17 protein-coding genes are annotated in these 18474 nt (G+C 68.0%); 11 read left to right on the plus strand and 6 right to left on the minus strand.

The window, feature by feature from the left end; all coding sequences use genetic code 11:
• Entirely contained in the window at nt 1–2163 is a 2163-nt protein-coding gene (gene ppk1, locus FMQ63_RS09590; RefSeq protein ID WP_011550205.1) for a polyphosphate kinase 1, read from the plus strand.
• A 32-nt stretch (nt 2164–2195) separates the two neighbouring features.
• Here the strand turns inward: ppk1 and FMQ63_RS09595 are convergent, their stop codons facing one another.
• Entirely contained in the window at nt 2196–3317 is a 1122-nt protein-coding gene (locus FMQ63_RS09595; RefSeq protein ID WP_026113910.1) for an App1 family protein, read from the minus strand.
• A gap of 153 nt (nt 3318–3470) precedes the next feature.
• On the opposite strand from FMQ63_RS09595, the gene FMQ63_RS09600 reads away from it, so the two are divergent.
• Nucleotides 3471–3911 (plus strand): DUF6209 family protein, encoded by a 441-nt coding sequence (locus FMQ63_RS09600; RefSeq protein WP_011550203.1) that lies wholly within the window; start codon nt 3471–3473, stop codon nt 3909–3911.
• Nucleotides 3912–3957: 46 nt separating this feature from the next.
• On the opposite strand, the gene FMQ63_RS09605 is transcribed toward FMQ63_RS09600, so the two are convergent.
• Nucleotides 3958–4500, minus strand: coding sequence for a hypothetical protein (locus FMQ63_RS09605; RefSeq protein WP_228556398.1), 543 nt, complete (start codon nt 4498–4500; stop codon nt 3958–3960).
• 86 nt (nt 4501–4586) lie between these two features.
• Here FMQ63_RS09605 and FMQ63_RS09610 point away from each other — a divergent pair, with 86 nt between their 5' ends.
• A complete protein-coding gene (locus tag FMQ63_RS09610) occupies nt 4587–5630 on the plus strand; it encodes a DUF2169 domain-containing protein (RefSeq protein ID WP_011550201.1) in 1044 nt (347 codons plus the stop codon).
• A 5-nt stretch (nt 5631–5635) separates the two neighbouring features.
• Here FMQ63_RS09610 and FMQ63_RS09615 read toward each other — a convergent pair whose 3' ends face one another.
• Nucleotides 5636–6421 carry an immunity 49 family protein gene (locus FMQ63_RS09615; protein WP_011550200.1) on the minus strand — a complete coding sequence of 262 codons (786 nt, stop codon included), beginning with the start codon at nt 6419–6421 and terminating at the stop codon, nt 5636–5638.
• Nucleotides 6422–6495: 74 nt separating this feature from the next.
• On the opposite strand from FMQ63_RS09615, the gene FMQ63_RS09620 reads away from it, so the two are divergent.
• The 5 genes from FMQ63_RS09620 to FMQ63_RS09640 are packed head-to-tail and all read left to right on the plus strand — an operon-like array spanning nt 6496 to nt 9595.
• Nucleotides 6496–7368 (plus strand): AHH domain-containing protein, encoded by an 873-nt coding sequence (locus FMQ63_RS09620; protein WP_026113909.1) that lies wholly within the window; start codon nt 6496–6498, stop codon nt 7366–7368.
• Between the two features lie 25 nt (nt 7369–7393).
• Nucleotides 7394–7978, plus strand: a complete 585-nt coding sequence (locus tag FMQ63_RS09625; protein ID WP_011550198.1) for a DUF1629 domain-containing protein — start codon at nt 7394–7396, stop codon at nt 7976–7978.
• Nucleotides 7979–7984: 6 nt separating this feature from the next.
• Nucleotides 7985–8341 carry a hypothetical protein gene (locus tag FMQ63_RS09630; RefSeq protein ID WP_011550197.1) on the plus strand — a complete coding sequence of 119 codons (357 nt, stop codon included), beginning with the start codon at nt 7985–7987 and terminating at the stop codon, nt 8339–8341.
• A gap of 52 nt (nt 8342–8393) precedes the next feature.
• The gene (locus tag FMQ63_RS09635; protein ID WP_026113908.1) at nt 8394–8978 is read left to right on the plus strand and encodes a DUF1629 domain-containing protein; all 585 of its coding nucleotides are present in this window, start codon (nt 8394–8396) and stop codon (nt 8976–8978) included.
• 32 nt (nt 8979–9010) lie between these two features.
• A complete protein-coding gene (locus FMQ63_RS09640; protein WP_020478642.1) occupies nt 9011–9595 on the plus strand; it encodes a DUF1629 domain-containing protein in 585 nt (194 codons plus the stop codon).
• Here FMQ63_RS09640 and FMQ63_RS09645 read toward each other — a convergent pair.
• A complete protein-coding gene (locus FMQ63_RS09645) occupies nt 9552–10673 on the minus strand; it encodes a hypothetical protein (RefSeq protein WP_043612111.1) in 1122 nt (373 codons plus the stop codon). The two genes, FMQ63_RS09640 and FMQ63_RS09645, sit on opposite strands and share 44 nt — an antisense overlap.
• Nucleotides 10674–10793: 120 nt before the next feature.
• Here FMQ63_RS09645 and FMQ63_RS09650 point away from each other — a divergent pair, with 120 nt between their 5' ends.
• From FMQ63_RS09650 to FMQ63_RS09660, 3 genes are read left to right on the plus strand one after another with little or no spacing between them, the layout of a single operon-like run.
• A complete protein-coding gene (locus tag FMQ63_RS09650; protein ID WP_011550193.1) occupies nt 10794–11258 on the plus strand; it encodes a DUF4150 domain-containing protein in 465 nt (154 codons plus the stop codon).
• Nucleotides 11255–12595: a TIGR02270 family protein gene (locus FMQ63_RS09655; protein ID WP_011550192.1), complete on the plus strand. Its 1341-nt coding sequence runs from the start codon at nt 11255–11257 to the stop codon at nt 12593–12595. Before FMQ63_RS09650 ends, FMQ63_RS09655 begins: the two co-directional genes overlap by 4 nt.
• A 40-nt stretch (nt 12596–12635) precedes the next feature.
• Complete coding sequence (locus FMQ63_RS09660; protein ID WP_011550191.1) at nt 12636–15311, plus strand: hypothetical protein; 2676 nt, start codon at nt 12636–12638, stop codon at nt 15309–15311.
• A 16-nt stretch (nt 15312–15327) separates the two neighbouring features.
• On the opposite strand, the gene FMQ63_RS09665 is transcribed toward FMQ63_RS09660, so the two are convergent.
• Both FMQ63_RS09665 and FMQ63_RS09670 read right to left on the minus strand, forming a co-directional pair.
• The gene (locus tag FMQ63_RS09665) at nt 15328–17193 is read right to left on the minus strand and encodes a glycoside hydrolase family 15 protein (protein ID WP_011550190.1); all 1866 of its coding nucleotides are present in this window, start codon (nt 17191–17193) and stop codon (nt 15328–15330) included.
• 21 nt (nt 17194–17214) lie between these two features.
• A complete protein-coding gene (locus FMQ63_RS09670) occupies nt 17215–18300 on the minus strand; it encodes a glucose 1-dehydrogenase (protein WP_011550189.1) in 1086 nt (361 codons plus the stop codon).
• Nucleotides 18301–18474: the final 174 nt, after the last annotated feature.

Genomic DNA, 18474 nt, shown 5'->3' on the forward strand with positions numbered 1-18474 from the left:
ATGCCGAAACGCGGCGGCGGCGGTCGCGGCGTCACCCAGAAGCCCTCCAACCGGGACGTGCTCCCGGCCGGCGCGGAGTCGAAGGACACGGAGCTCTTCTTCAACCGAGAGCTGTCCTGGATGGCCTTCAATGACCGCGTCCTCCAGCTCGCCGAGTCTCCGGAGATTCCGCTGCTGGAGCGGCTGAAGTTCATCGCCATCTACGCGCGCAACCTGGACGAGTTCTTCATGATTCGCGTCGCCCGTCTGCACGAGCAGATTCGCGGCGGCGTGGCGCGCCTGGTTCCCGACGGAGCCTCTCCCAGCGACACCCTGGACAAGCTGCACGACGGCATCCTCAAGCAGACGCGCCGGCACGGCGACGCCTTCGAGAAGGTGCTCCGCCCCGCCCTGGCCGAAAAGGGCCTGCGCATCCTCTCCGCCAGGAATCTGGACGCCGAGCAGCGCGCCCAGGTGGACCAGCGCTTCAAGGAGCAGATTTTCCCCGTCCTCACCCCGCTGGCCATCGGCCTGGGACGGCACTTTCCCTACATCTCCAACCTGTCGCTCAGCCTGGCGGTGCTGCTGAGAGACCCGGACGCGGACGAGGAGAGCGTGGCCCGGGTGAAGGTGCCCAAGGAGCTGCTGCCGCGCTTCCTGCCCCTCAAGGGCAACGTCTTCGTCCCCTTGGAGGAAATCATCGCCCAGCACCTGGGGGACTTGTTCCCCGGCATGGAGGTGCTGAGCTGGGGCACCTTCCGCGTCACCCGCGACGCGGACTTCACCGTGTCCGAGGACGCGGAGGACCTGCTCAAGGCCGTGGAGACGGAGCTGCGCGAGCGCCGCTTCGGCGACGTCATCCGCATGGAAGTCCAGGCCGGCATGAGCCCCAAGCTGCTCGAGCCGCTGGTGGAGGCCATGGGCCTGGAGGCGCGTCAGGTCTACGAGGAGCACGGCCTGGTGGGCCTCAACGATTTGCAGTCCATCGCCTTCGCCCCGGGCTTCCCGGAGCTGAAGGACCCGCCGTGGGTCCCTGTCACCCAGGCCCGCCTGCGCACGGACGCGGACGCGCCGGATGGCGGCACGGTGATGTCGTCCATGCGCCGGGGGGACCTGCTGGTCCACCACCCCTATGAGTCCTTCGCCACCTCCGTGGAGCGCTTCGTCACCGAGGCCGTGGCCGACCCGGACGTGCTGGCCATCAAGCAGACGGTGTACCGCACGTCGGACAGCTCGCCCCTGGTGCCCGCGCTGATTACCGCCACCGAGCGCGGCAAGCAGGCGGTGTGCATGGTGGAGCTGAAGGCCCGCTTCGACGAGCGCACCAACATCCGCTGGGCCAACGCGCTGGAAGAGGCGGGCGTGCACGTCGTCTACGGGATTCCGTCCCTGAAGACGCACGCGAAGGCCATCCTCATCGTCCGGCGCGAGGGCGACAAGGTGCGGCACTACGTGCACATCGGCACGGGCAACTACAACCCGAAGACGGCGCGCCTCTACACGGACATGGGCCTGTTCACCACGGACCCGGACATTGGCGCGGACGTGGCGGACGTCTTCAACTACCTCACCGGTTTTGGCCGGCCGAAGAGCTTCCGCAAGCTGCTGGTGGCCCCGCTCACCATGCGCCAGGGCCTGCTGGCGGAAATCAAGCGCACCGTCGCCGCGCACACAGCCGAGCGCCCCGCGCGCATCCAGATGAAGATGAACGCGCTGGTGGACCCCGGCATCATCCACGCCCTCTACGAGGCGTCCCGCGCGGGCGTGAAGGTGGAGCTGAACGTGCGCGGCATCTGCTGCCTGCGCCCGGGCGTTCCCGGCGTGTCGGAGAACATCCGCGTGGTGTCCGTGCTGGGCCGCTTCCTGGAGCACTCGCGCATCTACATCTTCGAGCGCGGCCCGGAGCTGCGTTGCTTCATCGGCTCGGCGGACTTGATGCCGCGCAACCTGGACCACCGCGTGGAAATCCTCGCGCCGGTGGAGGACGCCAGCCTGGCCGCCCAGGTGAAAGACTCGCTGGAGCGCTGCATGGCAGACACCACGTCCGCCTGGGAGCTGACGGCGGATGGCGGATGGCGCCGCCGGCTACCGCGCGCCGGTGACGAGAAGCGCTGGGCCCAGGGCGAGATGATGGAGCGCGCCCAGCGCATGGCCCAGTTCCAGGGCGGCCGTCCGCTGCCCTGACAGCACCTGCACCTCGGTGGGCGCCGGGAGCCTCAGCGCGCGGCGTCCTCGCGGCGGTGGGCCTCCACCTCGCGCACCTCGCGCCACTGAATCCACCCCTCGCGCGCGGCGTGACGGGCGGCCTCGGTGGTGTCATCCACCGCGAGCATCTGGCTGCCCGCGGCGCGGATGTCCTCGGCGATGAGCGCCAGCTCCTCGGCCCGGCGCTGATGCCCGGGCACGTTGCGGATGTAGACGCAGAGGATGCGCCCGGGAAACTCACGGACGATGGTGCGGTAGTGCTCCGCGTCCTCCTGGCCACTGTCGCCAATGAGGATGAAGGGCAGGTGCGACAGCGTGCCGAGCACCGCGCGAATCTTCTCCAGTTTGTGCCCATGGCCCCCGCCGGGCGCGAAGCCTTGGCTGGACAGGCCCCAGTCGCGCAGCAGCAGCGGACCGGTGGGGATTTTGTGCAGGGAGAGGAACTCGTCCAGGTGCTCGTAGAGGTTCCACGGGCTGCTGGACACGTAGAAGATGGGGTTGTCCGCGTTCGTGCCCCGGCCGTGCTGGAGCGCGGCGTAGAAAGCGTCCACGCCCGGAAAGGGCAGCCGCACGCGGTGCTCGGTCAGGAAGAGCGCCCAGGCCCGCTTCAGCAGGTCGGTGACGCCGGTGACGATGACGGTGTCGTCGATGTCGCTGATGACGCCGAACTCCGCGCCGGGCCCGGCCATCCGCACCGGCGCGGCCACGCGGGACACGCCCTCCGCGTCCGGCGACAGCAGCTCCAGCTCCACCATGTGCCAGCCCGAGCGCACCCCGTCCGGCGGAGGCACCCACAGCTCCAGGAAGCCCTCCTCGTCGGTGGTGCCCTCCCAGCGCTTGTCACCCCAGCGCACCGCGACGTGTGCACCCGGCACCTCGCGCGTCATGTAGCGCTTGTAGGAGGCCACCGCACTGCCCACCAGCGTGTAGCGCTCCTGCGGCGGGCGCACGTGCCGGTCCTCCAACACGCGGGCCTTGATGACGGCGCGCTCGGGCGTGCCGTAGCCCCGGTAGGGAAGGATGCGCAGCGGCGGCGCGATTCCCAGCTTCTGGCGAAGCTTGCGGCTCAGCGCGTCATAGTGCGCGTCCACGCGGACGGCGAGTCGATAGAAGCGAGGAAGAAAGTCGGCCATGGCGCGGAGCGTAAAGGTGAGGAGCCTGACTCTAGAGGAGTCCACGATTGAGCGGCACAAACCCGTGAGGGTCCACTGGCGGACCGTCACAGCCCTTGCCTGCCACGCTGTGCGTATCCGCAACGCAGCTTCCTCTCAACCTGGAGCTTTGCCTTGCCGCGTCAATCCCCCCGCTGGTGTCTCGCCGCCGCCGTCGCCGTGCTGCTCGCCGGAACGGCCGCTTCCTCGCAGTCCTCCTCCAGCATCACCTTCCAGTCGCCGGCGCAGGGCTGGAACGTGTTCGCGTCCTCCAACCCGCTGCCCTTCGGCTCCACCGCGGCCATCCACTACAGCGTGGACCGGCTGACGCAGTGTCGGGGCAACATCAACGGCACCACGCCCGGGTGGACGATGACGGGCTACTACCAGTTCAACGACGGGCCGGTGCAGCGCTTCTGGGTAGCGGGCTTCTCATCCACGCCCAACCCGCCCGCGCCGTCCATCCCACTCAACACGCGGGGCACGCTGGCCATCTGGTTCGAGAACACCAGCCGCTGGGGCTGCCAGGCCTGGGATTCGAACTTCGGCAACAACCACGTCTTCACCGTGCAGTGACGGCGGGCCCGTGGGCGCGGGTTGCACTCCCGCGCCCACGGGGCTTTCAGTGGGCCTGCGTGACGAGCTCCACCCGGCCCAGGGGGCTGTGGCCCTTCGCCAGCAGCCGCCGCGCCGCCAGCACCGACACGCAGTCATCCGTGCTGTGGATGTCGCCGTAGAAGGTGAGCAGCGTGGCCGGGTCCACCACGCGAATCCCCCCGGCGTCCACGGACGGCACGCGCCGGACGAAGACGTCGAGCAGGACCTTGCCGCCCTCATCGTGCCGGGCGTAGCGGTAGAAGTGCGTGGAGGTGGCGTCGAAGCGCGTCCAGATGCGGTGGTAGCCGCGAGCGGTGAGCACGGCGATGAGCTCCGGGAAGCGCGCGGGCTCCACGAAGAGGTCCACGTCCTTGTGGTCGTGGAAGCGCTTCAACTCCTCGTGCGGCGGGGCCATGAAGTGCCAGGCCCAGCCGCCGGACACCGTCACCCAGGGCGCCAGGGCGCGCACCTCCGCCTCGCAGGCGCGCAGGCGCTCCAGGTTCCAGCGCTCGTGCGCTCGCTTCGGATTGCGTGGGTCTCCCATGGCCGTGTCCTTGTGTGAGGGCACGGCGTGGACGGGAGGTGGAGCGCGGGCTGACAGCCGGGCTCCGGCTGTCCGTGTCCCAAACGGGTGAGGACTGGTAGACATGTTTCATGGGGCACCCCTCCACCGAGAACCTCACGCCCTTCACCTTCGAGCCGCTGTTCCTCACCGACGAGGCGCTGCGGCCCCTGTTCGTGCCCGTGTTGAAGGCCACGTTCGACCTGCGGCCTCGGGGCGCGCCGACGCTGTCCGCGGAGCAGGCGCCGCTGCTGACCGGGGGTGAGCGCTGGGACGGCGGGGATGTGGCCAGCCTCCGCCTGGAACCCGAAGGCGCCTTCTTCAAGGCCGCCACGGACGTGGTGCTGGTGGGACATGCCCATGCGCCCGCGGCGGGGACCCGCGAGCTCCTCGCCGAGTTGCATGTCGGGCCCGTGCACAAACAGGTCCGTGTGCTGGGGGACCGCACGTGGTTCAAGAGCATGGGCGGCATCGGGGTGACGCAGCCCCTCCCCTTCGAGCGCGTCCCCGTGCGCTATGAGCGCGCCTTCGGCGGGAAGGACGGCAGCGCCTTCGAGTCGCGCAACCCGCTGGGCATGGGCTTTCGCGAGAAGGGCAGCCGCTTCGAGGAGAACCTGCGGCTGCCGAACCTGGAGTCTCCCACCGAGCCGCTGAGGTCCTGGGGCCAGCGTCCTCCGCCCACGGGCTTCGGGTTCATCGAACCACACTGGCAGCCCCGGGCCGGCTACGCGGGCACCTACGATGACGCGTGGAAGAAGTCGCGCAGCCCGTTGCTGCCGAAGGACTTCGACCGGCGCTTCCTCAACGGCGCGCCGCAGGACCAGCTCGTCCCGGGCTACCTGCGAGGGGGCGAGGCCGTGCTGCTGAAGCACATGGCGCCGGGTGCGCCGCTGACGTTCAGATTGCCCGCGCTGCCGTCTCCTGAGGTCCTCGCGCCCAGGGCCCGGGGGCTGGATGACCTGGAAGGAGCGCTGCGGCTGGACACCGTGGTCCTGGACACGGACGCGATGAAGCTGTTCCTCGTGTGGCGCGGCACCTTCGCGTTGCAGCGCGAGCCCACGGAGCTGCGCTCCATCCAGGTAACGTGCGAGGGCGCGGAGACGCTGGAGCCGGGGCAACCCGTCGGAACGGACTGACGGGGTTATCGGGTCGGCGCCGTGTCGACGGCCCAGTCGCCCGAGTACGTCGTCGTCATTGGGACGCGGGCCAGGGGCGGGCAGTAGCGGAAGCTGGTGTCCTCGGGTGCGATGCTGGCGCGCTCGGCGAGGCGCAGGAGGGCCAATCCTTCGAGCCAGACGAACCGGTGCGGCGCGAAGGACGTCACGGGTGTGGCCAGCGAGCGGGCGCGCTTCTCCGTGACGATGCCGTGGTCCAGGCAGGCGGCGGCGAAGGCCTCGGCGAAGGCGGCCGCGTCCCTGGACACCAGGGCCCGGGCCATGGCCACCCGGCTGGCGTAGGGCTCCTGGCCCACCTTCTCCAACGGGGCGAGGATGGACTCCAGCGGCGCGGACGGCGTGCGGGTGAGGTGCTGGAGGGCGGCGGCCCAGAGAAACTCATCCTCGTATTCGGCGCCCTGCTGCCACTGGGTGGCGGAGCTCGCGGCCACGGCCTCCGCGAGGGAGAAGTGACCGGCGGCGAGCGCGCCGAGCAGAGGCGTGTTGCGCCGCGCGGGCGGTGGCGGAAGGCCCCGGTCCGCGAGGAGGCGCTGCACCCGGCGGCCGTTCTCCGCCATCCGGCAGAGGTTGAGGAAGAACCCCTGAGGATGACCATCGACCAGCAGCGTGGCCACGGCGATGAGGTGCAGGTCGAGCGTGATGGCGTCCAACCGCGCGAGAATGCTGGAGCGGTCCGCGCCCGGGTCGAACCGGCTCAGCCTTTCTCCCAGGGAGTCAGCGGCATCTGCACGGAGGGAGATGAGACGGGCCATGATGGGAGGTGCGGGTGAGCGTAGCCTGGAACGGGGCGTTCAGGCACCATACAACGTGAGAGGTGGGTACGCGCATGAGCAACCTGAGTGCGAGCGAGATGAACACGGTGCTGGCGCAGCGGCTCCTGTCCATCTTCGAGCGAAGCAGGGACCGGAAGTACACGGCGGCCAAGGCGGCAAAGAAGAAGAAGCCGAAGCCCGCAGCCAGCGCCGCGGACGACGCCGACCACGTGGACGACAGCGCCCCGCCCCGGGGCGTGCTCGGCAAAGACAGCGACTACGCGCAGAACGGCTCTGACTACATCGCGTCCCTGGACGGGCGTGGCGTGTACCGCGTCTTCGACCACTCCTACCTGGATGAAATCCGGGACCTGGTGAAGCAGACCGCTGAGTTCCCCGGGGGGCCACCGGAGAATTTCAACCCGAGGGCCAAGGACAAGGACAAGAAGCCCGCGCTCCAGAAGTACCCGTACGCGTGGGAGGCACACCACATCCTCCCGGGCTCGGCGTTCTACTACGAATTGGAGGACGGCCCGGTCTTCACATACCGGCAGCTCCGCCTCATCCTCCAGTCCGACTACAATCTGAACCACGGCCACAACATCATCATGCTGCCGGACCAGGCTTGGGCCGTGCCTGTCCACGCGCTGCTGCAGCACCCGGGCGACCATCCCAACTACACGCAGCAGGTGATGCGGGACATGAAAACCATCGCCCAAAAGCTTCAAAAGGCGATCGACTCTCAAAAAGAACACAAGGCGTTGATCGAGGATGTTTTTGACCAGCTGCACAAGCTGGAGAACAAGTACTGGAAACTCCTCGTTGCACTGAGCCGAGCAGTTGTGGCCTCGGTCACCGCAGGAAAAGAGTACAAGCACGCCCTTGTGCGCTATGCCCCGAAGGACAAGAAGGCCAAGAGTCGTTATGAGTGGGGCTCTCTCTATTAATTGAACCAGTCATTCGAGATTTTTCGTGAAATATTTTGTCTTCAAGGTCATGGCCGAAGAGGCGGGCTACATCGAGAAGCTTCCAAATGGCAGCCCTACTGATTGGAAGTTCCACGAAGGCATCAGCCTTGCCAAAGATTTTCCAGTAGGCGGGGAAGTTTCGTTTTCAAAAAACTATCCCGACAATCGGAATCTCTATGATTTTCAACCCAATATCATGAGCAACCTGCTCGTCTCGGGACGGGCACGCAAGCTCATCGAGTCGCTCGGTGTCACCAATGCCGAATGGCTTCCGGTCGCCATCAAGGACCATCAGGGCAAGGTCGTGGGTCCGGACTACGCTTTCCTCAATCTCCTGGGTGCCGAAGACGCCATCGACATGGAACGCTCGGAGTACGAGATGGACTCCCTTGAGAAAGACCAAATCGGGAATATTGATGCGTTGGCTCTGGACACCAGCGCCATCCGTCCTGACGCGAAGATGTTCCGCTGCACGAAGGAACGCCGTCTCATTCTCATCCGTGAAGACGTCCACGCTGCTTTCGAGCAAGCGGGCCTGACCGGCTTCAAGGTCTACGAAGCTGAAGGCTGGGACGGACTGGAGCTCTGACCCATCATGTTCGAAGCCAATTGCATAGAAGAGCAGCCCGCCGACATCGTCGCCCGGGTCCTCGAGCAACAGTCTCCGTGCTTCGTCACCGCACGTGAGGGCGTCCGGGGGGTACTGGTACCCCTGGATGAGGTCTACACGGAGGTGCTGGAGGCGCATCCGCGCGTCATCAATGCCCGGATGAAGGACCTGGTCCGCCCAGGCAAGGACATGGCCATGTACTGCGTCCAGGTCAGCCTGTCTGATGAAAAGGATGCCATCCGCTTCACGGACGAAGAGGGAGAGCCAGTGCTCGCCTTGATCGGCGCCATGCGTTTCCTACGTTGGCTTGAAGAGGACGGCGAGGTCGACGAGGAATCATGAAGCGCCGTCGCCACCGGCGGGTCCGGCATCTCACTCAGGATGGGGTTCGTCCGTGAAGTACTTCGTCTTCAAGGTCATGGCGGAAGAAGATGGATTCATTGATGCCTATCCACCTGGAAGCCCAGCAGACTGGAAGTTCGAAAAAGGCATCAGTCTCGCCAAGGATTTTCCAAAGGGTGGCGAGGTTGCCTTTTCCGATAACTACCCGGACGACCGGAACCTCTATGACTTCCAGCCGAACTTGATGAGTGACCTGCTCATCTCGGGACGTGCGCGTCAGTTCATCGAATCGCTCGGCATCACCAACGCCGAATGGCTTCCGGTCGTGGTCAAGGACCATGAAGGTGCAGTGGTCGGTCCCGACTACGCCTTCCTCAACCTCCTCGGTGCCGAAGACGCCATCGACATGGCCCGTTCGGTCTACGAGATGAATCACATCTCCAAGGACCAAATCGGGCTTATCGAACAACTGGCTCTCAGCCCCGACAGAATCAGCCCTGATGCCAAGATGTTCCGATGCAGGACGTATCGTCGGCTCATCCTCGTTCGCGAAGACACCCTCGCGGCATTCCAACGCGCGGGACTGACAGGTTTCAGAACCTACGACGCCGAGGGATGGGACGGCGTGGAACTCTGAGATCCTTTCGGGCCCAAGGAGACCGATACCCCATGAAATACTTCGTCTTCAAGGTCCAAGGCATCGATGCAGGCTTCATCGATGAATATCCCCGGGGAAGCCCGGCAGACTGGCAGTTCGACAAAGGCATCAGCCTCATCAAACAGTTTCCTGTGGGTGGTGAGGTCTCCTTCTCCAAGAACTATCCAGACGACCGGACTGTCTACGATTTTCAACCGAACTTGATGAGCGACCTGCTTGTCTCAGGCCGCGCGCGCAAGCTCATCGAATCCCTGGAGGTCACCAACGCGGAATGGCTTCCTGTCGTGGTCAAAAACCATCAAGGCGCCGTTGTGGGTCCCGATTACGCCTTCCTCAATCTCCAGGGTGCCGAAGACGCCATCGATATGGAGCGGTCGGTTTACAGGATGAACGCCATCGCCAAGGACCAGATTGGCCGCGTGAAGAAGCTGGCCCTGAAGTACGACGCCATCTCCCCGCAGGCGAAGCTGTTCCGCTGCACCATGGAGCGCCGCCTCATCCTCATCCGCGAGGACGTGCACGCTGCCTTCGTCCAGGCGGGCCTCACCGGCTTCAAGGTCTACGTAGCCGAGGGTTGGAACGGCCTGGAGCTGTGAGGTGAATCACGGCGCGCTCCCCTGCTTCCGCGGAGGAGAGCACCAGCACCGACGACGTGGGCGCGTAGCCTCGCGCCAGCCCTCGGAAGACCAACGCCGTGGCCACCGCTCCCGAGGCCACTCCTGTGTGTCCGAAGCTCTTGGCCGGCATCCACACCGCGCCTTGCTCGAAGCGGGCGTCCGTCTCCCTGAGCCGGACCTGGAGCATCCCCCACTCGAAGGCGCGCGCGTATTGCCCGTCGTGGTCCGACACCATCAACGGCGCGGACGCGTCCTGTCCCAAGGGCCCCAAAGCCGCGAGGACCTGCCGCGCCAGTTCCTGCCCGTCCGGTGGCTGCTCCCCATCCAGCGGCGCCGCGTCGCGTCCCTGCGCCACCCGCACCACGGCCATGGAGGACTCCGCGGTTTCCTCGCGCGTGAGCAGCAAGGCCACCGCGGCCTCGCCCGCCATCAACCCCGTGGGCCGGCCCGGGGTCTTCAGGCGCTGCTGCTGGTGCAGCAACGTCAACGTCTCCGGGGAGATGAAGCTGTCCACCGCGCAGACGAGCGCACGCTCCACCTTGGACGCCCGCAGGTCCTCTCCCGCCGCGGCCAGCGCCTGGGCGAAGGCCACGTTCCCCATGGGGAACGCGCGCACCAGCCCCTTCCACGCAGGCCATCCCAGCGCCTGCCACGTCCCCTTCACCAGCCGGTCCACCAGCCGCGCGATGCGCTCGCGTGCGTCGTCCGGGTCTTCCTCGTAGGGGTCCTTCCCCGTCGTGAAGCCCCGTGCCTCCGGGTCGGGTAGCACCAGGTAGAGCCCTACGCCGGGCCCCAGCGCCGCGACGTCCACCCACGTCCCCAGGTCCACCAGCGCTTCCGCCAACAGCGCCACCAGCCGCCCCACGCCCGAGAACCCCAGCGTGGCTTCTCCCGCCGCGTGCACGGTGACGGGGCTCGGCGCCTCGTCGCCCTTCAGGAAGACCTCGAAGTCCGGCGCCGCCGAGGGCCAGGACATGCCCGCACGGAACGCCGCCGAGGCAGGCACCAGCCCACCCAGCGACGACGCCATTCCCATCGCCTGGACCCATCCCAACATGCGCGACACAGCCTCCTACACCGGAGGGACAGCCTTCCACGGCACGATACAACGAGCCACCACCCTGGCTCGTGCCATGAGGCCAGGAGCGATACACTCCCGGGACGAGGAGCCATCCGCATGAGCGCGACCGTTGGCGTCAACAAGTTGTCCGTCGTCCACAAGGACACCGGAGGGACCACCATCGCCTTCCCGGACGTCTGCAAGACGCCCAGCCCCGCCGGTCCCGTGCCCATTCCCTACCCCAACGTCGCCATGTCCTCGGACACGGCGAAGGGCACGACGAAGGTTTCGGTGGATGGCAAGCCGGTGTGCGTCGAGGACTCGAACTTCAGCACCAGCACCGGCGACGAGGCGGGCACCGCGGGCGGTGGCGTCGTCTCCGGCAAGACGAAGGGCAAGGCCGAGTTCGTCAACTACTCCTTCGACGTGAAGTTCGAGGGCAAGAGCGTGGCGCGGACCTTCGACCTCATGCTCCACAACGACAAGAACACCCCGCCCGCACCGCTGCTCCAGGGGCCGGTCATCGCGCTCGGCAAGAGCGACACGAAGGCCAAGTGCCTCGTCTGTGAAAAGGAGCTGTGAGGCCCTTGTCGCCGCCCCGTCCAACGGTTCGCTGGGAGCTGCTGGAGCGCCACCTCGAGGAAGCCGAGTTCCTGTGGACGCAGTGGGAGCACGGCCTCTGGAGCCCGGAGCTCACCCTGTCCTCGCTGGCCGAGGGCGATGAAGGGCGTCTGCGGGCCCACCTGGATGCACTCGTGTTGGGAGGCAGCGCCGCCGCCACCCGCTTGCTGCTCCCCGCGCTGACCTCCGAGGACCCCGCGCGTGTGGCCAGCGCGGCGTGGGCCCTGCTCTCCGCCGAGGACGCCGACTGGCGCGAGCCTGTGTTCCAACAGTTGGAGCAGGGGTCCGAAGAGACGCATCCGGGCCTCCTCCGCGCGCTGGAGCTGCTCGACCGGCCGGACCTCCACGCCCTGCTCCTGAAGAAGCTGCCGACGTTGCAGCCAACGCTCCAGGCGGGAGCGCTCCGGGTCGCGCGCGTCCGTCACCTCGACACGAGCGCCGCGCTCGAGAAGCTCGACTGGGAGGCCGACCCGGCGCTGCATGCCGAGGCGCTTCGTGCCCTTCCCTTCGCTCCCAGGATGCAGACAGGGGATGCTCGGCTGTCACGCGCCCTGAGCCACGCCCATCCCACCGTGAGCACCGCCGCCCTGGAGACCGGGTTGCTGCTGGGCTCGCGTGAAGCCTGGGAGCACGCCCGAGGTTCCGCGTCGCGCGGCGGGCTCCTCGCGCTCGCCGTGGCGGGTGAGTCGAAGGACCTCACGGGCCTCCTCGCGCGCCTGAAGGATGGCTCCGCACCGGCGGAGGTCATCTGGGCGGTGGGCTTCAGTGGCAGGCTCCTGGCGGCCGAGGCGTTGCTGCCGCTGCTGCGCGATGAGGCCCAGGGCCCGCTGGCCGCGGCCTCCTTCGCCGCCATCACCGGACTCCCCATGGTGCCTCCTTTCCTCGTGGAGGCACCCGCTGACGAGGAGGAGGACGCGGAGGAGGCCGAACCCGAGGCCGAGGACCTCCAGGCGTGGCTCCCCAGCCCCCGGGTGCTTCCCGGCGAGGTGGACGCCCAGGCCGTGGAGGCCTGGTGGACGCGGCGGCGCGGCGGCTTCACGGAAGGCGCGCGTTTCCTGAGGGGCATACCTCTCACCGTGGAGGTGCTGGTCAGGGCCCTGGAGACCGAGCCCATGAGACGGCGCCCCTCGCTCGCCTGGGAGGCGGCCCTGCGCGGCGGAGGCACGCCCCAGATGGAGTCCCGGCAGTGGACGCGGGTGCAGCGCGAGCAGGCGCTTCCCCTGCGGGGGCAGCGCCCGGAATGGCTCGCCCGGGCAGGGAGCTGGCCGCAGGGCCGCCGAGGCGACACTCCCGCCTGATGGGGTAGAGGCATGCCACCTCGGTGGATAGGGTGCATCCATGGCAACCTGGAGCCCCACTGCCTTCGCCCGCGGACTCGCGTCGCTGCGCGCCTTCGCCAACGCCGAGCCGGAGCTGTCCGCGAGCGCTCGTGCCGACTTTCCAACGACGTGGGCCGACGAGCGGTTTCCCTGGATGAGCGCCACCCTGATGGCGTGGACCCTCCATGGACGGGAAGACGCCGAGGGCCGCACCGCGGCGGACCGTCAGCTCCTCAGGGACGGGCAACGCCTGTCGCGCGCCGAGCGCGGCTTGCTGTCAGCCCTGGCCGCGTCCTGGTGCTCGGTGTTCGAGGTGGAGGAGGTGCGGCTCGGCCAAGGACTGCGCTTGAGGGACCTCGTGCTCGACGAGGTGCTGGAGGTGAAGGAGCGCAGCCTCACCACGCAGGTGGCCCGCTACGACTTGATTGCGAGCTGGGTGATACCCACCGAGGACCACCTGGAGCTGGTGGGAGGCATCGTCGCGATTCCCCGCCCCCTGCGTGAGCACGTCGTCGTCGCCGCGCGTCACGCGTTCGCCACCCATCAGCCTCCAGCCGACGACGCGCCCGGCCGCCGCAGGCAGGCACGGCGGCTGGCGCCCTTTCTTTTCACGCGCGTGCTGGAGCTGCTCACCACCGAGCGGCCACTCCTCAACTTCGAGGACGAGCCGCTGCGCCTCTGCACCGCGCGCTTCCGCATCCGCCACCCGGCGAAGGTCGAAGAGCACCTGCGCCGGCACGACGGCTTCACCCGCGAGGGCGAGGGTCACTACAACTGGGAAGGTCCTCGGGCGGCGGTGTGGGGCTCCCTCACGGTGGAGGGCAAGGTGCTGGTCCTCACCACCCACTCCGCGCAGCGTCTGGAGAAGGGCAAGGCCCTGCTGGAGGAGTTGCTGGGCGCGGAGGCCGAGCACGAAGAGGACACGGTGGGGCCGGTGCAGTCCGTCCGAGGAGAGCCCGCGCGCGCCCTGCCAGACGACGCGCCCCCTCAGTTGGCGGACGCATTCGCGTTGATGCTCGCACAACGGGCCCGGGAGGAGCTGTCCCGGGGAATCCCCGCCTGGGGTGGAAGGAGCGCCAGCGACCTGATGCGCTCCACCGAGGGCCGCGCCCAGGTGCTCGAATGGCTGAAGGACTGGGAGTCGCAGGTGTCTCACCTCTCCGACGCCGCGGACCTGCTCTGGGATGACCTCTACGCGGAGCTGGGTCTGTCGCGTGACGAACGCATCCCGCTGACCCAGGTGTACAGCTCGAAGGAGGTCCCACGCCTCGAGCCCGTCCGCGCGGAGCTCACCACCACCGAGCTTCCCGAGGACCTCTCTCTTGAACCTCTTCCTCGCCGCCGGGCCTTCCAGGATGCCGCCCGGCGGAAGCCTCGACGGAAGCCCCCAGCACCCGAGTTGGAGCCAGGGGCCCTCTATGCCTTCAAGCTGGGTCCCATCGACGTCGGCGTGGACGGACGCACCTCCGTCTACGTCGCGGTGACGTCCGAAGGTGAGGCGCTGCCACCCGTGTTCGGGCGTCGCGACGCGGAGGGCCTGGAAGGCCTGGCGAGGGACAACGCCGGACTCAAGCGTTACTGCGAAAGCCGGCTGGCGCGTGCTGGAGCCGGCCACGGCTTCGCGTCGCGGCCCATTCCTGACTCCGTCACCCGGTTCCGGGCGGCGCTGGCCCTCCAGATGCACTGGGCCTCGGTGGAGCCGGGCTTGATGGTGATGCCAGAGGTGACGGAGGCGCTCCTTGACGCCACGGCGGCGCTCATCCGCGCGGAGCCTTGGGAGAGCTGGACGAACGAAGAGGTCTTCACCGTGCATCTGGAGGGCACCGTGCGGGGCACCCGGGAGCTGTCCGTCATGGGGAGTGGGGGCAGCGAGTTCGGCTTCGCCCTCTTCGACCGGGCCGGCTCCGTGGAGCGGATGAGCATGTCCGGTCTGCCGGGCGGCAACGTCGACGTGCTCATCCCGGACTCGCTGGGCGTGACGCTGGAGGACGCGCCGGACTGGGTGGTGAAGACGGTCAAGGACGTCACCGGCCTGCCCTTCGTCCCCGACGTGATGCGCGTCCAGCACAACACACCGCGCCTGGGCAACGCCGAGGAGCTGGTGCTGGCGGCGGCGGTGGCCCAGGCGCTCGCTCTGGCACGTCCCGAGGAGCGCGAGGTGAACGTGGAGCTGAAGGTTGGAGACCTCCACGTTCGGGTGCGGCTGGAAATCCCCCTGCCGCTGCTGACGGGAAGCTACGTGGGACAGCTCGACCTGCTGTCGCTGGCCACCCGGCGGCCCAAGGCGACCCACGCGCCCACGCGCTCGCTCCCCACGAAGAAGGTCTCCGAAACACTGCTCGAGTTCGCCAAACCCATCCTGGAGGACGTGGAGGACTCGGAGGATCCGCAGGCCGAGCTCTTCACCTGCCTGGCGCTGGCCCTGAGCGCGTGGAACGCCGTGGTGCAAGACACCTGGGAGCCGGAGAAGGGCTGGGTGGAGCGGGCGCGCGCCACGCTGAAACGGATGCCCCGAGACGTCCGGGAGATGATGCTCCACGATTTCGAGCTGCTGGTGGAGCGCAAGCGGCGCCACTTCGCGGACGACCCCCGGCTGCTCGACGCCCTGGACATCGTCCAGCGGCCGGATGACCTCAGCGTCCGCCTGGCCGGCGTGGTGACGCCAGGCGCCTGGTCCGAATTCGTGGGCGTGTAGGACGAATGACGCGGCCTCAGTCGCGCCGGCCCAGTGTGCGGTCCAGGTTGTAGGCGGAGCTGATGAGCGCCAGGTGGGTGAGCGCCTGCGGGAAGTTGCCCAGGGCCTCGCCGGACATGCCCGTCTGCTCCGCGTACAGGCCCACGTGGTTGGCGTAGCCCAGCATCCGCTCGAAGATGAGCCGCGCCTCCTCCAGCAAGTCGGGCCGGGCCACGCTGGCGCGTGTCATCGCCTCCACCAGCCAGAAGCTGCAGAGGTTGAAGGTGCCCTCGCTGCCGGCAATCCCATCCAACGTGGCCTCCACGTCGTAGCGGAACACCAGCCCGTCCGACGCGAGCCCGCCTTGGGACGGCGGCTTGCGCATGACGTCCAACGTCTGGAGCATGCGCGGGTCCACCGGGGACAGGAAGAACACCAGCGGCATCAGCAGATTCGCCGCGTCCAGCGCGTGGCCGCCGTAGTACTGGACGAAGGCGCCCCGCTCCGGGTTCCAGCCCTTGTCCATGATGTCCTCGAAGATGGCGTCCCGCACCTTGTGCCAGCGGGCCCGGTCCGCCGGGAAGCTGCGCTTGTCCGCCAGCCGGATGGCCCGGTCCACCGCCACCCAGCACATCAGCTTCGAGTACACGAACTGCCGCTGCCCGCCCCTCACCTCCCAGATGCCCTCGTCTGGCAGCTCCCAGTTGTCACACACCCAGTCCACCAGCCGCCGCAGGTGCCGCCAGAAGTCATAGGAGATAGGGGCCGCGTACTTGTTGGACAGGTACACCGAATCCATCAGCTCGCCGTAGATGTCGAGCTGCAACTGGTCCGCCGCCGCGTTGCCGATGCGCACCGGGCGCGCGCCGCCATAGCCCGACAGGTGCAGGAGTTCCTGCTCCTCGGGCACGCGCTTGCCGTCGATGCCGAACATCAGGGGCAGCGGCCCTTCGTCGTACTCCGCGCAGCGCGCCTCCACCCAGCGCATGAAGGCCGCCGCCTCCTGCTTGAAGCCGATGCGGAGAAACGCGTACACGGTGAAGGCCGCGTCGCGCAGCCAGCAGAAGCGATAGTCCCAGTTGCGCGTTCCGCCCGGTGACTCCGGCAGGCTGCAAGTGGGCGCCGCGACGATGGCGCCCGTGGGCGCGAAGGTCATCAGCTTGAGCGCCAGCGCCGAGCGCTGCACCGTCTCCCGCCACCGGCCCGTGTACTGGCAGCCCGACAGCCAGTGGCGCCAGTACTCCACCGTCTCCCGGAAGAGCTCCTCGGAGGACTCATGGTTGTGCACCACCGCCTCGCAGGACGTGCGCGCGCCCGGGTGCAGGGAGAAGACGGCGGACTGGTTCTCATGCAGGGTGAAGGACGCGGTGACGCCCCGCTCCGTCTTCTTCAGCGACACCGACGAGGACAGCGTGAGCTGGAGCGTGTCGGAGGAGAAGGTGGCCCCGCTGTGGATGAGCTTCGTCTCGTGCGTATCCCGCGCGTAGTTGAAGGCCGGGAAGCACTCCATGCGGAAGACCATCTGTCCGCGCACCACCCGCACGCGCCGGAGGATTTCCCGCTCCTCCTTCATCCCCTTCCTGCCCGACATGGGCATGAAGTCGACCAGCTCGCCCACGCCATCCGGCGTGTAGAAGCGCGTCACCAGGACGTTGGTCTCCGGCCAGTAGAACTGCCGCTTCATCACCCCGTCGGGTTCCGGCGCGACGCCCCAGTGGCCTCCCTTCTCACGGTCCAACAGCGCGGCGAAGACACTGGGACTGTCGAAGTGCGGAAAACAAAACCAGTCGATGGTGCCCTCATGGCCCACCAGCGCCACCGTCCGCAGGTCGCCGATGACGCCGTGGTCCTCGATGGCCACCGGCTGTCCCGTCACCGAGGCACCGCCGCTTCCCGTTGCCATGCGTCACTCCTTTTCGAAGGGTCAGATGAAGCGGATGACGTCCTTGATGCCGCCGGACTTCTTGCCAGTGACGACGTCGCAGAAGTCCTCGGGCGAGTGCCTGGCGCAGATGAGCCGCTCCAGCCCCCCGGGCCAGCGGGCCTGGAAGTGCCGCAAGTCCTCCAGCGCCATGTCGAAGTCGACATCCGCCGCGTTCACCGTGCCCACCAGCACCTGGTTGCCCAGCACCACGTCCTTGAGCACCGGTGACACGTCGAAGGGCTCCTCCTTCGACGGCACACCCGTGAGGATGCAGACGCCGTTGGGGCCCAGCGCCTTCAGCGTCTCCAGCGCCGCCTTCGCCACGCCCGCGGCCTCGTAGATGACGTCCGCGGCGCCGACCCTGCGGACCAGCTCCTCTGGCCGCACCTCCTTCGAGGAGATGTAGGGCACCCCCATCGCCTCCGATGCCTCGGCCTTCACGTTGGGCTTGGGGCTGCGCGAATACACCGTGGTGGCATAACCCCGGCGGGCCAGCGCCATGGCGCCCAGCAACCCCACCGGCCCCGCACCCAGCACCACCGCGCGGCCCGGGCCCGCCCTCCAGGGCAGCCGGTCCTGGAAGCGCTCCAGTTGGCGGAGGGCCTTCTCCGCGATGGTGAGCGGCTCGGTGAGCACCGCCACCTCGCGCAGCTCCGCGGGCACCCGGTGCAGGTAGGCCACGTCCTCCACGAAGGACTCGGCGCCGAAGCCGTGGGCGCCCTTGATTCCCCGCTCGGTGTAATCGCCGGTGATGCAGAAGTCCGGATGGCCCCCGCGGCACGGCGGACAGGTGGCATGCGGGCACGGCCGGCGCACGCGGGGCACCACCCAGTCCCCGCGGCTCAGGCCCCGGACGGCCTCGCCCACCTCCACCACCTCGCCCAGACACTCGTGGCCCAGGATGAGGTGGTCCGAGCCCGGCGGCGGGGAGCCGTAGACGAACTCGATGATTTCCTTGTCCGTGCCACACACCCCGATTTCCCGCGTCCGCACCTTCACCTGCGTGGGGGACTGGATGCGGGGCTCGGGGGCGTCGGTGATGACACGCACCTCGCGCTTCTGGGGGAAGACGGCCACGGCCTTCATACGGGCTCCTTGCGATACACGTCCCGGCATGCGGCCAGACGCGGACCAGGACACGGTGATGCCTGCCAGGTACGGCTGCCCGCTCAGACACGGACCCGTGGCGGCACGGGCCCGCTGGTGAACAGCGCCCGCTCCCACGTTGCCCAGGGGTCAACGCTGTGCATGCACGAAACC

Source organism: Myxococcus sp. CA005, assembly GCF_006518205.1.
In the GTDB taxonomy this organism is placed as follows: Bacteria; Myxococcota; Myxococcia; order Myxococcales; family Myxococcaceae; genus Myxococcus; species Myxococcus xanthus.

What these genes read in the sequence shown, in the direction of transcription:
- ppk1 (WP_011550205.1), top strand. Translation starts at nt 1, where the DNA reads ATGCCGAAACGCGGCGGCGGCGGTCGCGGCGTCACCCAGAAGCCCTCC.
- FMQ63_RS09595 (WP_026113910.1), bottom strand. Translation starts at nt 3,317, where the DNA reads ATGGCCGACTTTCTTCCTCGCTTCTATCGACTCGCCGTCCGCGTGGAC.
- FMQ63_RS09610 (WP_011550201.1), top strand. Translation starts at nt 4,587, where the DNA reads ATGGGGCACCCCTCCACCGAGAACCTCACGCCCTTCACCTTCGAGCCG.
- FMQ63_RS09615 (WP_011550200.1), bottom strand. Translation starts at nt 6,421, where the DNA reads ATGGCCCGTCTCATCTCCCTCCGTGCAGATGCCGCTGACTCCCTGGGA.
- FMQ63_RS09620 (WP_026113909.1), top strand. Translation starts at nt 6,496, where the DNA reads ATGAGCAACCTGAGTGCGAGCGAGATGAACACGGTGCTGGCGCAGCGG.
- FMQ63_RS09630 (WP_011550197.1), top strand. Translation starts at nt 7,985, where the DNA reads ATGTTCGAAGCCAATTGCATAGAAGAGCAGCCCGCCGACATCGTCGCC.
- FMQ63_RS09640 (WP_020478642.1), top strand. Translation starts at nt 9,011, where the DNA reads ATGAAATACTTCGTCTTCAAGGTCCAAGGCATCGATGCAGGCTTCATC.
- FMQ63_RS09645 (WP_043612111.1), bottom strand. Translation starts at nt 10,673, where the DNA reads ATGTTGGGATGGGTCCAGGCGATGGGAATGGCGTCGTCGCTGGGTGGG.
- FMQ63_RS09650 (WP_011550193.1), top strand. Translation starts at nt 10,794, where the DNA reads ATGAGCGCGACCGTTGGCGTCAACAAGTTGTCCGTCGTCCACAAGGAC.
- FMQ63_RS09660 (WP_011550191.1), top strand. Translation starts at nt 12,636, where the DNA reads ATGGCAACCTGGAGCCCCACTGCCTTCGCCCGCGGACTCGCGTCGCTG.
- FMQ63_RS09665 (WP_011550190.1), bottom strand. Translation starts at nt 17,193, where the DNA reads ATGGCAACGGGAAGCGGCGGTGCCTCGGTGACGGGACAGCCGGTGGCC.
- FMQ63_RS09670 (WP_011550189.1), bottom strand. Translation starts at nt 18,300, where the DNA reads ATGAAGGCCGTGGCCGTCTTCCCCCAGAAGCGCGAGGTGCGTGTCATC.